At 57.7% G+C, this 15827-nt stretch carries 10 protein-coding genes and 1 rRNA gene; 7 read left to right on the top strand and 4 right to left on the bottom strand.

Going from position 1 to position 15827, the window contains the following annotated elements; genetic code table 11:
• The first annotated feature begins 139 nt into the window (after positions 1-139).
• Positions 140-255, top strand: a 5S ribosomal RNA gene (gene rrf, locus CWM61_RS10085).
• Between the two features lie 220 nt (positions 256-475).
• On the opposite strand, the gene CWM61_RS10090 is transcribed toward rrf, so the two are convergent.
• On the bottom strand, positions 476-937 hold the full coding sequence (locus CWM61_RS10090; protein WP_061156145.1) for an acetyltransferase: 462 nt from the start codon (positions 935-937) through the stop codon (positions 476-478).
• Between the two features lie 156 nt (positions 938-1093).
• On the opposite strand from CWM61_RS10090, the gene metA reads away from it, so the two are divergent.
• The 4 genes from metA (at position 1094) to aceK (ending at position 7096) form a co-directional block, all read left to right on the top strand.
• Positions 1094-2023 (top strand): homoserine O-acetyltransferase MetA, encoded by a 930-nt coding sequence (gene metA / locus CWM61_RS10095; protein ID WP_074387372.1) that lies wholly within the window; start codon positions 1094-1096, stop codon positions 2021-2023.
• Between the two features lie 260 nt (positions 2024-2283).
• A complete protein-coding gene (gene aceB, locus CWM61_RS10100; protein ID WP_074387371.1) occupies positions 2284-3885 on the top strand; it encodes a malate synthase A in 1602 nt (533 codons plus the stop codon).
• Between the two features lie 79 nt (positions 3886-3964).
• Positions 3965-5269 (top strand): isocitrate lyase, encoded by a 1305-nt coding sequence (gene aceA, locus CWM61_RS10105; RefSeq protein WP_032701149.1) that lies wholly within the window; start codon positions 3965-3967, stop codon positions 5267-5269.
• Positions 5270-5371: 102 nt separating this feature from the next.
• Positions 5372-7096, top strand: coding sequence for a bifunctional isocitrate dehydrogenase kinase/phosphatase (aceK, locus tag CWM61_RS10110; protein ID WP_074387370.1), 1725 nt, complete (start codon positions 5372-5374; stop codon positions 7094-7096).
• An 87-nt stretch (positions 7097-7183) separates the two neighbouring features.
• Here the strand turns inward: aceK and iclR are convergent, their stop codons facing one another.
• Complete coding sequence (gene iclR / locus CWM61_RS10115) at positions 7184-8014, bottom strand: glyoxylate bypass operon transcriptional repressor IclR (RefSeq protein WP_061156434.1); 831 nt, start codon at positions 8012-8014, stop codon at positions 7184-7186.
• A 194-nt stretch (positions 8015-8208) separates the two neighbouring features.
• On the opposite strand from iclR, the gene metH reads away from it, so the two are divergent.
• Positions 8209-11892, top strand: a complete 3684-nt coding sequence (gene metH / locus CWM61_RS10120) for a methionine synthase (protein ID WP_074387369.1) — start codon at positions 8209-8211, stop codon at positions 11890-11892.
• Between the two features lie 130 nt (positions 11893-12022).
• Positions 12023-13654: a Na/Pi cotransporter family protein gene (locus CWM61_RS10125; protein ID WP_061156140.1), complete on the top strand. Its 1632-nt coding sequence runs from the start codon at positions 12023-12025 to the stop codon at positions 13652-13654.
• An 87-nt stretch (positions 13655-13741) separates the two neighbouring features.
• Here CWM61_RS10125 and CWM61_RS10130 read toward each other — a convergent pair whose 3' ends face one another.
• Together CWM61_RS10130 and sorE are read right to left on the bottom strand one after the other, a co-directional pair.
• Positions 13742-14551, bottom strand: a complete 810-nt coding sequence (locus CWM61_RS10130; protein WP_074387368.1) for a shikimate 5-dehydrogenase — start codon at positions 14549-14551, stop codon at positions 13742-13744.
• Complete coding sequence (gene sorE, locus CWM61_RS10135) at positions 14544-15776, bottom strand: L-sorbose 1-phosphate reductase (protein WP_008807323.1); 1233 nt, start codon at positions 15774-15776, stop codon at positions 14544-14546. Before sorE ends, CWM61_RS10130 begins: the two co-directional genes overlap by 8 nt.
• Positions 15777-15827 lie beyond the last annotated feature (51 nt).

Here is a 15827-nt window from a genome sequence, read left to right on the forward strand (position 1 = left end):
GCGTTGAGCTAACCGGTACTAATGAACCGTGAGGCTTAACCTTACAACGCCGAAGATGTTTTGGCGATTTGAGAGAATTTTCAGCTCTGATACAGATTAATCGATGCGTCCGGGTGACGTGTTGATAAAACAGAATTTGCCTGGCGGCACTAGCGCGGTGGTCCCACCTGACCCCATGCCGAACTCAGAAGTGAAACGCCGTAGCGCCGATGGTAGTGTGGGGTCTCCCCATGTGAGAGTAGGGAACTGCCAGGCATCAAATAAAGCAGAAAGCTCAGTCGAAAGACTGAGCTTTCTGTTTTGCGTTAAAAAAGAACCCCGTGCCGAAAGGTGCGGGGTTTTTTGCTGTGTGGGTATATCTCTCCGGTGGCGCTGCGCTGACCGGGGCTACAAACCGGGGCCGACTGGTAGCCCGGATAAGGTGCGCAGCACCGCCTCCGGGGAAGCCCCTGTCTAAGAGTCAGCAGTTGCGACGTCAATCTTCGTCTGCTTCAGCCTGCGGCTCATGTATCAAATTCAATAATGGATACGGTTGCCCCAGATCGTCCGTCTCAGAACGTCCTGTCACGTTAAAACCCATCCTCTGATAAAACCCGACCGCTTGTTCATTCTGCTCATTCACATTCGTCGTCAACTTCGGCGTTAACGACAGCGCATGCTCAATCAGCAATTTCCCCACGCCACAGCCGCGGACATCCGGATCGACGAACAGCGCGTCCATATGCTCTCCGGTAAGCAGCATAAAGGCGATCGGCTCGTCCTGGGCGTTAACCGCTACCCACAGCGGAGCCTCCGGTAAAAATGCGCGTACCATCTCCTCCAGCTCCTTTCGATACGCTTTTGACAGAAAATCGTGCGTGGCGTCGACCGACCGACACCATATCGCAATCAGTTTATCCCCTTCATCAGGCCGGGAACGGCGGATGCTAATAACCATATTTTCTCCTTTTCTTCATTCTTATATTCTAACTCAACGCGCGCCGTGAAATTTTCTCACCGTGAACATGCAGACTCGACATTCACCCGATTCCTGGTTATCTTCAGCTATCTGGATGTCTAAACGTTTATACGTATGCTATGAGGTAATACAGTTATGCCAATTCGGGTGCAGGACGAGCTACCAGCCGTCAATTTCTTGCGCAATGAAAACGTCTTTGTGATGACGGCAACGCGTGCAACGACTCAGGAAATTCGCCCCCTGAAGGTGTTAATCCTCAACCTGATGCCGAAGAAAATCGAGACGGAAAATCAGTTCCTGCGTCTGCTGTCGAACTCTCCGCTGCAGGTGGACATCCAGTTGTTGCGTATTGATGCGCGTGAGTCGCGTAATACGCCGACGGAGCATCTGAATAACTTTTACTGCAATTTCGATGAGATCTGCGATCAGAACTTTGATGGCCTGATTGTCACCGGAGCCCCCTTAGGCCTGGTTGAGTTTAACGATGTTGCTTACTGGCCACAGATCAAACAGGTGCTGGAGTGGGCGAAGGATCACGTCACCTCCACGCTGTTCGTCTGTTGGGCGGTTCAGGCCGCGCTGAATATTCTGTACGGCATTCCCAAGCAGACCCGCGCCGAAAAGATTTCCGGCGTCTATGAACACCATATTCTGCATCCACACGCCTTACTGACCCGCGGCTTCGACGACTCTTTCCTGGCCCCGCACTCACGCTATGCTGATTTTCCGGCGGGGCTTATCCGCGACTACACCGATCTCGAGATCCTCGCGGAGACGGAAGAGGGCGATGCGTATTTGTTTGCCAGCAAAGATAAGCGTATAGCCTTTGTCACCGGCCATCCGGAGTACGATGCCAATACCCTGGCAAGCGAATATTTCCGCGACGTGGAAGCCGGTTTGGATCCAGAGGTGCCTTACAACTATTTTCCGCAAAACGACCCGCAGAACAAACCGCGCGCCACCTGGCGGAGCCACGGCAATCTGCTGTTCGCTAACTGGCTTAACTATTATGTCTACCAGATTACACCATACGATCTGCGACATATGAATCCTACGTTAGAGTAATACTCTACACGAAACGATCCTAAAGCGTTTCAGCACTTTGCCTCTGGCACCTTCGGGTGCCTTTTTTATTTCCGAAATTCACTTCACGGCTAATGATAACTTTAATTCTATTGTTATCAACATGTTAATTGTATTTTAAAATTAAAATGGAAATTGTTTTTGATTTTGAAAATTAATTGAGTAGTCTTAATTGTGCTGAGCGAAAACTACACAACGATCTTTCGCTCGCTTCCAGCGGATCAACCAAGAGGAACAGCACAATGACGCAGCAGGCGACAATCACCGATGAACTGGCCTTTAGTCAGCCCTATGGCGAGCAGGAGAAGCAGATCTTAACGCCTGAGGCGGTAGAATTTCTGACGGAACTGGTGAGCCGCTTTGCGCCGGCGCGTAATAAGCTGCTGGCCGCGCGTCAGCAGCAGCAGCAGGCCATTGATGAAGGTGTACTTCCGGATTTCATTTCGGAAACCGCTTCCATTAGAAATGGAAGCTGGACTATTCGCGGTATCCCTGCGGATTTGCAGGATCGCCGCGTTGAAATCACCGGCCCCGTCGAACGCAAAATGGTCATTAACGCGATGAATGCCAACGTCAAAGTCTTTATGGCGGACTTTGAGGATTCGCTGGCGCCTGACTGGCGTAAAGTCATTGATGGCCAAATTAACCTGCGTGATGCCGTGAACGGGACCATCAGCTACACCAACGAGGCCGGCAAAATCTACCAGCTGCAGCCCAATCCCGCCGTGCTGGTATGCCGTGTGCGCGGCCTGCACCTGCCGGAAAAACACGTCACCTGGCGTAATGAGGCTATCCCCGGCAGTCTGTTCGATTTTGCGCTCTATTTCTTTCATAACTACCAGGCGCTGCTGGCGAAGGGGAGCGGTCCCTACTTCTATCTGCCAAAAACCCAGGCCTGGCAGGAGGCGGCATGGTGGAACGATGTCTTCAGCTTTACGGAAGATCGCTTTGACCTGCCGCGCGGCACCATCAAGGCCACGCTGCTGATTGAGACGCTGCCAGCGGTGTTCCAGATGGATGAGATCCTGCATGCGCTGCGTGACCATATTGTTGGCCTGAACTGCGGCCGTTGGGACTACATCTTCAGCTATATCAAAACGCTGAAAAACCATCCGGACCGCGTGTTGCCTGACCGTCAGGTGGTGACGATGGATAAACCCTTCCTCAGCGCCTACTCACGTTTGTTGATTAAGACTTGCCACAAACGTGGTGCGTTTGCGATGGGCGGCATGGCGGCGTTTATCCCAAGCAAAGATGCCGAACGTAACCGCCAGGTGCTGAATAAAGTCACCGCCGATAAAGAGCTGGAGGCGAACAACGGTCACGATGGGACCTGGATCGCTCATCCGGGGCTGGCGGATACCGCCATGGCGGTGTTTAACCGCGTGCTGGGCGATAAGCCGAATCAGCTCTCGGTGACCCGTAATGAGGATGCGCCAATTACCGCCGAACAGCTGCTGGCCCCCTGCGAGGGCGAGCGTACGGAAGCCGGGATGCGCGCCAACATTCGCGTGGCGGTGCAGTACATCGAAGCCTGGATCTCTGGCAACGGTTGCGTCCCGATTTATGGCCTGATGGAAGACGCCGCGACGGCCGAGATCTCGCGCACCTCTATCTGGCAGTGGATCCATCATCAGAAAACCCTGAACGATGGTACCCCGGTTACTAAGGCGCTGTTCCGCCAGTGGCTGGCGGAAGAGCTGATGGTGATTCAGGAGGAGCTGGGAGAGCACCGCTTCAGCCACGGCCGCTTTGACGATGCGGCGCGACTGATGGAGCAGATCACCACCTCCGACGAGCTAATTGATTTTCTGACATTACCGGGCTACCGCCTGTTGGCCTAACCGCCAGAAGGTGTTGTTCGCCATTTAGTCCTTCACCAATGAGCCTGGGGAGCCAGGAAATTATATGGAGCATCTGCACATGAAAACCCGTACCCAACAAATCGAAGAATTAAACAAAGAGTGGACGAACCCGCGCTGGGAAGGTATTACCCGCCCGTACAGCGCGGAAGAGGTGGTGAAGTTACGCGGCTCGGTGAATCCGGAATGCACGCTGGCGCAGCTTGGCGCGGCGAAAATGTGGCGTCTGCTGCACGGTGAGGCGAAAAAAGGGTACGTCAACAGTCTCGGCGCGCTGACCGGCGGCCAGGCCTTGCAGCAGGCAAAGGCCGGCATCGAAGCCATTTATCTCTCAGGTTGGCAGGTGGCGGCGGATGCTAACCTGGCGTCCAGCATGTACCCGGATCAATCTCTGTATCCGGCCAACTCGGTACCGGCGGTGGTGGATCGGATCAACAACACTTTCCGCCGCGCCGATCAGATCCAGTGGTCGGTCGGGATTGAACCGAACGATCCGCGTTATATCGACTACTTCCTGCCGATCGTGGCGGATGCGGAGGCCGGTTTTGGCGGCGTCCTTAACGCCTTTGAGCTGATGAAATCGATGATTGAAGCCGGTGCAGCGGCTGTTCACTTCGAAGATCAGCTGGCATCAGTGAAGAAGTGCGGTCATATGGGCGGTAAAGTGCTGGTCCCGACTCAGGAGGCGATTCAGAAGCTGGTTGCGGCACGTCTGGCAGCCGACGTGATGGGGGTCCCGACGCTGGTGATTGCCCGTACCGATGCCGACGCTGCGGATTTAATTACCTCAGACTGCGATCCGTACGATCGTGAGTTTATTACCGGGGATCGCACCAGCGAAGGGTTCTTCCGCACCCACGCCGGGATCGAGCAGGCGATCAGTCGCGGGCTGGCTTATGCGCCGTATGCGGATCTGGTGTGGTGCGAAACGTCGAAACCGGATCTTGAGCAGGCGCGCCGCTTTGCCGAGGCTATTCATGCACGTTTCCCAGGCAAACTGCTGGCCTATAACTGCTCGCCGTCATTTAACTGGAAGAAAAATCTCGACGATAAAACCATCGCCAGCTTCCAGCAGCAGCTGTCGGACATGGGATACAAATACCAGTTTATTACCCTCGCCGGGATCCACAGCATGTGGTTCAACATGTTCGACCTCGCCCATGCCTACGCTCAGGGTGAGGGGATGCGCCACTATGTTGAGAAAGTGCAGCAGCCGGAATTCGCTGCCGCGCCGGAAGGCTATAGCTTCGTCTCGCACCAGCAGGAGGTGGGCACTGGCTACTTCGACAAAGTCACCACCATTATCCAGGGCGGCGCCTCATCGGTGACGGCGCTGACCGGCTCGACCGAAGAAGATCAGTTTTGAGCCATGCCCGGCGGCGCGACGCTGACCGGGCCTGGGAAGGGATGCAGGCCGGATAAGCGAGCGCGCCATCCGGCCTGACGTGGTGCCGGATGGGAGAAAGCGATGACGCGTGGCCTGGAACTACTGATTGCCCAAACCATTTTACAGGGATTCGACGCCCAGTACGGGCGTTTCCTGGAGGTGACCTCCGGCGCGCAGCAGCGCTTTGAACAGGCTGACTGGCACGCCGTGCAGCAGGCGATGAAGCAGCGTATCCATCTCTACGATCACCACGTTGGCCTGGTGGTAGAGCAGCTGCGCTGCATTACCGAAGGGAAAAGTACCGACGTCGATTTTCTTTTGCGGGTGAAACAGCAGTACACCCAACTTTTGCCGGATTACCCTCGCTTTGAAATTGCCGAGAGCTTTTTCAATTCGGTCTACTGCCGACTGTTTGACCACCGCTCGCTGACCCCCGAGCGGCTCTTTATTTTCAGTTCGCAGCCCGAGCGCCCCTTTCGCACCCTCCCGCGACCGCTGGCGAAAGATTTTTTTCCGGAACGCGGCTGGTCGCACCTGCTGGGCAAAGTACTGTCCGATTTGCCGCTGCGGTTGCCGTGGCAGAACAAAGCGCGGGATATCGGCTATATCATTGCCAGTCTGCAGGAGGCGCTGGGGGAGGAACTGCTCGCCACCTGTCATCTGCAGGTCGCCAACGAGCTGTTCTATCGAAATAAAGCCGCCTGGCTGGTGGGCAAACTGGTGATGCCGATGGCGACGCTGCCTTTTTTGCTACCGATCCACCGCAGCGATGAGGGCGAGCTGTTTGTCGATACCTGCCTGACCACCCATGCCGAAGCGAGCATCGTTTTTGGCTTTGCGCGTTCCTATTTCATGGTTTATGCGCCGTTGCCCGGCGCTCTGGTGGAATGGCTGCGTGAGATCCTGCCAGGTAAAACGACGGCCGAGCTGTACATGGCGATTGGCTGTCAGAAGCACGCCAAAACCGAAAGCTATCGCGAATATCTGCACTACATTACTCGCTGCGATGAGCAGTTTATTGAAGCGCCGGGCATTCGCGGGATGGTGATGCTGGTGTTTACCTTGCCGGGGTTTGACCGGGTGTTTAAGGTGATCAAAGACCGCTTCGCGCCGCAGAAAGAGATGACCGCCGCCCACGTGCGCGCCTGCTATCAGTTGGTAAAGGAGCATGACCGCGTCGGGCGGATGGCGGATACCCAGGAGTTTGAAAATTTCGTGCTGGATAAACGGCAAATCGCGCCGGCGCTGCTGGCGCTGTTGCAGACGGAAGCGGGGAACAAACTCACCGATCTCGGTGACCGCATCGTCATCAGCCATCTCTATATTGAGCGGCGAATGGTGCCGCTCAACCTGTGGCTGGAGCAGGTTAATGGCCAGGCATTGCGTGATGCGGTAGAAGAGTATGGCAATGCTATCCGCCAGCTGGCTGCCGCCAACATCTTTCCCGGCGATATGCTGTTTAAAAACTTCGGCGTCACCCGCCACGGCCGGGTGGTATTCTACGACTATGATGAAATCTGCTATATGACGGAGGTGAATTTCCGCCAGATCCCGCCGCCGCGCTATCCGGAGGATGAGCTGGCCAGCGAGCCGTGGTATAGCGTCTCGCCGGGGGATGTGTTTCCGGAGGAGTTCCGCCACTGGCTGTGCGCCGACCCGCGCATTGGGCCGCTGTTTGAGGAGATGCATGCCGACCTGCTGCGCGCGGACTACTGGCGCGAACTGCAGACGCGGATTAAAAACGGCCATGTGGAAGATGTCTACGCCTACCGGCGTAAGCAGCGTTTTAGCGTGCGCTATGGCTGATGTAGCCCGGCCGAGCGAAGCGACGCCGGGGTTTTGTGCCGTGCTTCCCCGGCGTCGCTTCGCTCGGCCGGGCTACTTAATCTTTCTTTATTTAACCCCGCCGTATGCCAGCGTGACCTCTTTCGCGGCCTTAATGACCAGCGCGCCAAGCTCGGTCACCCGATCATCGGTCATACGCGAGATGGGTCCGGAGATGGAGATCGCCGCGAACGGTTCGCGATGTTCATCGTAAATGCAGGCGGCGACGCAGCGCAGACCGAGCGCATGCTCCTCGTCATCGAAAGAGTAACCCCGCTTGCGGATCTGGGCTAAATCTTCCTTCAGATGTAGCGGGGAGACCAGCGTGGCATGCGTATAGGCATGCAGCCCTTTACGGTGCAGCAGGCTGGTGACCTGCTCTTCGCTCAATTGCGAGAGAAACGCCTTCCCGGCGCCAGAGGCGTGCATCGGCAACTTACCGCCGATCGGCGCCGACATACGCATCAGCTGGGTGCACTGCACCTGATCGATAATGATCGCCTGGTGGTCGCTCTGATCGAGCACCGCCAGGTTCACCGTTTCACCGGAATCTTCCATCAGCTGGCGCAGGATCGGGTGGACAATGGCCAGCAGATTGCGGCTTTGCAGAAAGCTGCTGCCGACCACGAAGGCATGCGCCCCGACCGCCCAGTGTCCCAGCTCACCGACCTGGCGGACGAAGCCCAGCTGCTGCATGGTGGTCAGCAGACGGTGTGTGGTGGAGTTGGGTAGACCCGCCTGTTGCGCCAGCTCGGTCAGCGCGACGCTGCTGTGGGACTCAGCAATCCATTCGAGTAATTTCAGGCCGCGGGTCAGCGACTGAACCTGACCGCCAGCCTGCTGGGCGGTGGCAGCCGCGGGTTTTCTGCCGCGTTTCGCGGGAACGGGGGTAGTGGCCATCGCGGACTCCTTTTTCTGTATCGTGGAAATGATTTTCGTTTTATTTGGCGATAATGCAATCACAACCGGACTCATCGGAGGAGTGAAGCTGAACATGTCTCATATTGCCTGTTGTTGTCTTTTCCGCTCCGGTGGTTTATGCCAGTATGGTTTGTTGGCTATTTGGCCTGAGTTGAGCGTTGTCGGGAGCAAGTGTGAGCAGCAAAGTTGAGCAACTGCATCAGCAGTTAAAAGAACGTATTCTGGTTCTGGATGGGGGCATGGGCACCATGATCCAGGGCTATCGTCTGAGTGAGCAGGACTTTCGCGGTGAGCGCTTTGCTGACTGGCCGTGCGACCTGAAAGGCAACAACGACCTGCTGGTGCTCAGCAAGCCCGAGGTGATCCGCGAGATCCACGACGCCTACTTCGAGGCTGGCGCGGATATCATTGAGACCAACACCTTTAACTCGACGACCATCGCGATGGCGGATTACCAGATGGAATCCCTGTCGGCAGAGATCAACTTTGCCGCGGCGAAGCTGGCTCGCGCCAGCGCCGACGCCTGGACGGCCCGTACGCCGGAAAAACCGCGCTACGTCGCGGGCGTGCTTGGCCCGACCAACCGTACCGCCTCTATTTCGCCTGATGTGAACGATCCGGCGTTCCGTAATATTACCTTTGACCAGCTGGTGGCCGCTTATCGCGAATCCACCCGGGCGCTGGTGGAAGGTGGTGTGGATCTGATCCTGATTGAAACGGTATTTGATACTCTGAACGCCAAAGCGGCCATCTATGCGGTGAAAGAGGAGCTGGAGGCGTTGGGTGTTGACCTGCCGCTGATGATTTCCGGCACCATCACCGATGCTTCCGGCCGCACGCTTTCCGGGCAGACCACCGAAGCCTTTTATAACTCGCTGCGCCACGCCGAAGCCTTATCGTTTGGTCTGAACTGCGCCCTCGGGCCGGACGAACTGCGGCAGTATGTCCAGGAGTTGTCGCGCATCGCCGAATGCTACGTCACGGCGCACCCGAACGCCGGTCTGCCCAACGCCTTCGGTGAATACGATCTGGATGCCGACACCATGGCGACGCAGATTCGCGAATGGGCGGAAGCCGGTTTCCTCAATATCGTCGGCGGTTGCTGTGGTACGACTCCGGAGCATATTGCCGCCATGAGCCGGGCGGTGGCCGGTTTACCGCCGCGCCAGTTGCCGGAACTGCCGGTGGCCTGCCGCCTCGCCGGTCTGGAGCCGCTGAACATCGGCGATGACAGCCTGTTTGTTAACGTCGGCGAACGTACCAACGTCACCGGCTCGGCGAAGTTTAAGCGCTTGATCAAAGAAGAGAAGTACAGCGAAGCGCTGGACGTTGCCCGTCAGCAGGTGGAAAGCGGCGCGCAGATTATCGATATCAACATGGATGAGGGGATGCTCGACGCGGAAGCGGCGATGGTGCGCTTCCTCAACCTGATTGCCGGCGAGCCGGACATTGCCCGCGTGCCGATCATGATCGACTCCTCCAAGTGGGAAGTCATTGAAAAGGGTCTGAAATGCATTCAGGGCAAAGGCATTGTTAACTCGATTTCGATGAAAGAGGGTGTCGAACCCTTTATCCACCATGCGAAGCTGGTTCGCCGCTATGGCGCCGCGGTAGTGGTGATGGCCTTTGACGAAGTCGGCCAGGCCGACACTCGCGAGCGAAAAATTGAGATTTGTCGTCGCGCTTACAAAATCCTCACCGAAGAGGTCGGCTTCCCACCAGAAGATATCATTTTTGACCCCAATATCTTCGCCGTTGCGACCGGTATCGAAGAGCACAACAACTATGCGCAGGACTTTATCGGCGCCTGTGAAGACATTAAGCGCGAGCTGCCGCATGCGCTGATCTCCGGCGGCGTCTCCAACGTGTCGTTCTCCTTCCGCGGTAATGACCCGGTACGTGAGGCGATCCACGCCGTATTCCTCTACTACGCGATCCGTAACGGTATGGATATGGGGATCGTTAACGCCGGCCAGCTGGCGATTTACGACGATCTGCCGGGCGAGCTGCGCGACGCGGTCGAAGACGTGATCCTCAACCGCCGCGATGACAGCACCGAAAGACTGCTTGAACTGGCGGAAAAATATCGCGGCAGCAAAGCGGACGATGGCGCGAATGCCCAGCAGGCGGAATGGCGCAGCTGGGACGTGAAAAAGCGTCTCGAATACTCGCTGGTAAAAGGGATCACCGAGTTTATCGAGCAGGATACTGAAGAGGCGCGCCAGCTGGCCGCCCGCCCAATCGAGGTGATTGAAGGGCCGCTGATGGACGGCATGAACGTGGTCGGCGACCTGTTCGGCGAAGGTAAAATGTTCCTGCCGCAGGTGGTGAAATCCGCACGCGTGATGAAACAAGCTGTGGCCTACCTCGAACCTTATATCGAAGCCAGCAAAGAAAAAGGCTCCAGCAACGGTAAGATGGTGATCGCCACCGTGAAGGGCGATGTGCACGACATCGGCAAAAACATCGTCGGCGTGGTGCTGCAGTGCAACAACTATGAAATTATCGATCTGGGCGTGATGGTACCAGCGGACAAAATCCTTAAAACCGCCAAAGAGGTGAATGCGGATCTGATCGGCCTTTCCGGGCTGATTACCCCATCGCTGGACGAGATGGTTAACGTGGCGAAAGAGATGGAGCGCCAGGGCTTCACCATCCCGCTGCTGATCGGGGGGGCGACCACCTCGAAAGCGCACACGGCGGTGAAAATCGAGCAGAACTACAGCGGCCCGACGGTCTACGTGCAGAACGCTTCGCGCACCGTCGGCGTGGTGGCCTCGCTACTCTCCGATACGCAGCGCGATGATTTTGTCGCCCGCACGCGCAAAGAGTATGAAACCGTGCGTATCCAGCACGGGCGTAAAAAACCGCGTACGCCGCCAGTGACCCTGGCCGCCGCGCGGGAGAACGATCTGGCCTTTGACTGGGAGAGCTATAGCCCGCCGGTGGCCCATCGGCTGGGCGTCCACGAGGTCGAAGCGAGCATCGAGACGCTGCGCAACTACATCGACTGGACGCCGTTCTTCATGACCTGGTCGCTGGCAGGCAAATACCCGCGGATTCTGGAAGATGAAGTGGTGGGGGAAGAGGCGCAGCGCCTGTTCAAAGACGCCAACGAGCTACTGGATAAACTCAGCGCGGAGAAAACCCTGAACCCGCGCGGCGTGGTGGGGCTGTTCCCGGCCAACCGCGTCGGCGACGACGTGGAAATCTATCGCGATGAAACTCGCACCCACGTGCTGACGGTGAGTCATCATCTGCGTCAGCAGACGGAAAAAGTCGGTTTCGCCAACTACTGTCTCGCCGACTTTGTTGCGCCGAAGCTGAGCGGCAAGGCGGACTACATCGGCGCCTTTGCCGTGACCGGCGGCCTGGAAGAGGATGCGCTGGCGGATGCCTATGAAGCGCAGCATGACGACTACAACAAGATCATGATCAAGGCCATCGCCGATCGTCTGGCGGAAGCCTTCGCCGAGTATCTGCACGAGAAAGTGCGCAAGGTGTACTGGGGGTATGCAGCCAATGAGAACCTCAGCAATGAGGAACTTATTCGCGAGAATTACCAGGGGATCCGTCCGGCGCCGGGGTATCCGGCCTGTCCGGAGCATACCGAAAAAGGCACCATCTGGCAGCTGCTGGACGTGGAAGCCCATACCGGCATGAAGCTGACCGAATCGTTCGCCATGTGGCCGGGCGCCTCGGTTTCCGGCTGGTATTTCAGCCATCCGGACAGCAAGTACTTCGCCGTGGCGCAGATCCAGCGCGACCAGGTCGAAGACTACGCGCTGCGTAAAGGGATGACGCCGGCGGAAGTCGAACGCTGGTTAGCGCCTAATCTGGGCTATGATGCCGACTAAGCCGTCACCTTTCCTTACAACAAACAAGGCGCTCTGTGAGCGCCTTGTCTCTTTATTGAGGTTAACCCCTTATACTGAGAGAGGTTCCAGAACGTCGGAAAACCTATAACGATAAGGAGAAGCTGATTCCGTGTTAACTCTGCTACACCTGTTGTCCGCGGTTGCTCTGCTGGTGTGGGGCACGCATATTGTGCGTACCGGGGTGATGCGCGTCTATGGCGCTCGCCTGCGTACCGTTCTCAGTAGCAGCGTAGAGAAAAAGCCGCTCGCCTTCTGCGCGGGTCTTGGCGTCACTGCGCTGGTACAAAGCAGCAATGCCACCACCATGCTGGTGACCTCGTTTGTCGCCCAGGATTTGGTGGGCCTGACGCCAGCGCTGGTGATGGTGCTGGGGGCCGATGTCGGGACGGCGCTGATGGCGAGGGTGCTGACCTTCGACCTGTCGTGGCTGTCGCCGCTACTCATTTTTATCGGGGTGATCTTCTTCCTTGGCCGCAAGCAAACCCGCGCCGGGCAGCTGGGGCGGGTGGGGATTGGTCTGGGGCTGATCCTGCTGGCCCTGGAGCTGATTGTGCAGGCCGTGAACCCCATCACCCAGGCCAACGGCGTGCAGGTGATTTTCGCCTCGCTGACCGGCGATATCATGCTGGATGCCTTAATTGGCGCGGTATTCGCGATCATCAGCTACTCCAGTCTGGCGGCGGTGCTGCTGACGGCGACGCTGACCGCGGCGGGAGCGATCTCCTTCCCGGTGGCGCTGTGCCTGGTGATTGGCGCCAACCTGGGCTCCGGGCTGTTGGCGATGCTTAACAACAGCGCGGCAAACGCGGCGGCGCGCCGGGTGGCGCTGGGTAGCCTGCTGTTTAAGCTGGTGGGTAGCCTGATTATTCTGCCCTTCGTCCATCCGCTGGCTGCGGCGATGCACAAGCTGCCATTGGCGGAGTCCGAGCTGGTTATCTACTTTCACGTCTTTTACAACCTGCTGCGCTGCATCGCGATGGTCCCCTTTGCCGGACCGATGGCAAAGCTGTGCCAGCGTATGATCCGCGATGAGCCCGAGCTGGATAACCAGCTGAAACCCAAGCATCTCGACCCGTCGGCGCTGGATACGCCGGCGCTGGCGCTGGCCAATGCTGCGCGCGAGACCCTGCGCATTGGTGATGCGATGGAGCAGATGCTGGAGAGCCTGCGCAAGGTAATGCATGGCGAACCGCGTCAGGAAAAAGAGCTACGTCGTATGGCGGACGATATCAACGTGCTGTACACCGCCATTAAGCTCTATCTGGCGCGAATGCCAAAGGATGAGCTGGCGGAGGAGGAGTCCCGGCGTTGGGCGGAAATTATTGAGATGTCGCTAAACCTCGAGCAGGCGTCCGATATCGTCGAGCGGATGGGCAGCGAGATCGCCGATAAATCGCTGGCGGCGCGGCGCGCCTTCTCGGTGGAAGGGTTAAAGGAGCTGGATGCGCTGTACGATCTGCTGCTCAGCAATCTGCAGCTGGCGATGTCGGTCTTCTTCTCCAGCGATGTCCCCAGCGCCCGCCGTCTGCGGCGCAGCAAACACCGGTTCCGCATTCTTAACCGCCGTTACTCGCATGCGCACGTTGACCGTCTGCATCAGCAGAACGTACAGAGTATCGAAACCAGTACGTTGCATCTGGCGCTGCTGGGGGATATGAAGCGCCTGAACAGCCTGTTCTGCTCGGTGGCCTACAGCGTGATGGAGCAGCCGGATGAAGACGACGAACGGGATGACTACTGAGACGGATTATTTTCCGTTTATGTCGCCTCTTTTCTGGCGAGATAGCCCTCCCGGGACGTGGCTGACGCCTTTCCCGGGAGGGGCATCCTAGCTTCTGGCAAACGCCGAGGCCTCTGCCACCAGCGCGCTATCCGGCCGTACGCCGGTATAAAGGACGAACTGCTCGACGGCTTGCAGGGCAATGACTTCCGCGCCGCTGATGGTTTGCTTACCCCGTTGTTGCGCCAGGCGGATCAGCGGGGTTTCCGCCGGCAACGCGACCACGTCAAACACGACGCTGGCCTGGGCCACCATGGCCTCGCTGAACGCCAGCGTGTTGCTTTCCGCTCCCCCCGCCATGCCCAGCGGTGTGACATTGACCAGAATCTCGGTTGCGATCCCTTCCGGCAGGGGCTGCCACTGAAAGCCATACTGTTTTGCCAGCGCCAGGCCGCGCTGGCGATTGCGGGCCGCAATGATCACGTCGCGGAAACCGGCATCACGGAAGGCGGCAATGACGGCTTTCCCCATGCCGCCGCTACCCTGAATCATCACTCTGGCGTTGGTATCGAGCCGATGGCTGGCGATCAGGCTTTTGACCGCGATGTAATCGGTGTTTAGCCCGGTTAACTTCCCGTCGTCATTGACGATGGTGTTGACGGAATCGATGACTTTTGCTGACGGATCGATAGCGTCAAGAAACGGTATGCAGCTCTCTTTAAACGGCATGGAGACCGCACAGCCGCGGATACCCAATGCGCGAACCCCTTTTACCGCCGCCTCAATATCCTTAGTCGTAAAGGCTTTGTAGAGGTAGTTCAATCCCAGCTTGTCATACAGATAGTTATGAAAGCGGGTGCCGAAGTTGCCGGGGCGACCCGCCAGGGAGATGCACAACAGCGTATCGCGGTTAATCATGCGTAATATCCTCCGCGTGGGCCAGCAGATACGCTTCAGCTTCCTGGGACCAGATCCCATGGTGACGCGCCACAATCGCTGCCAGTTCGGGATCGGCGATCTCGCCCAGCGGCGTGAGCGGGAAGGCTTTTCCGGTATACACCAGCTTTTTTCCCCCGCCGACGGCAGGCAGATCGAGGGTGGTTTCGCCCGCGGCGTTCAGGCCGAGAATATGGGTGACCACTTTCGCCGTCTGGACCTTTTTCGCCTGCATCAGCGCCACCGCGGCGCGCATATCGTCAGTATTACCGCCGGAGGTGCCGACGTAGTGGGTAAAGGCGTAGTGCACGTCGTAGAAGTTGATCGGGGCGCTGAATTGCTTATCCTGGGGGCCAGCAAAGAAATTCAGGCAGCCGTCCGGGGCCAGCAGCGAGGAGGCCAGGGTGATCAGCTGTTCGTTTGGCACAAACACGAAGATATCGTCGAAGCCATGGCCGCCGCTGAGCGCCAGCAGCGTATCGCGACTGGCCTCATGGCCGTCGAGGTAGTGGATCAGCGTCTGCGGTTCAGAGGGGTAATGACGGCGGGCGTAGCTGAGCTTCGGCTTATTGGTATCGGTCACTACCAGTAGTGAAGGATTGATGGGGCCGTGCAGCGCATAGTCGATGGCCAGCAGCCCCATCGGCCCCGTCCCGCCCAGGATCAGGGTGCGTCCCTGAGGACGGATCCCCATCACGTGGTTGTAACTCCCCTCCTGCAGATGATAGTTGGCGTTGAAGGCGCCAATGACGCAGGAGAGCGGCTCCACCAGCGATCCTTCAAACCAGGTATCCCCCTCCCAGGTGAGCAGGCAATCCTGCGCCATCACCTCATTGGGGATCACCACATGGGTGGCTTCGCCACCGATCCATGGGAATGAGTAGCCGGGGCAGTCGGGTCGGTCGGGCAACTGCAGGTTGGCCTGGATCACGTAGCGCTGCCCCGGCTGAAACTTATGCTGCCACTTTTTACCGACGGCGAGGATTTCGCCGCAGAATTCATGACCGATAATAATGGGCCTGGTGGCCACATCATCTGGTACCTTTTTATGATCGGCACCCTGATTGGCCTCTTTCCATGAGGAAAGACACAGGCTGTCAGTGACCACCCGGGCGAGGATCTCATCGTCCTGCATCGCCGGGAGGGTAAAGGTTTCCAGGCGCAGGTCTCGTTTGCCATACAGGCGCAGGGCCGTTGTTGTTTGCATAAACCACCTCATCCCCTTCATCTTTCGGGGCTATGTTGTTGACGTCACCCC

Origin of the sequence: Klebsiella sp. K-Nf6 (genome assembly GCF_002806655.1) — a bacterium.
Taxonomy (GTDB): Bacteria; Pseudomonadota; Gammaproteobacteria; order Enterobacterales; family Enterobacteriaceae; genus Klebsiella; species Klebsiella variicola.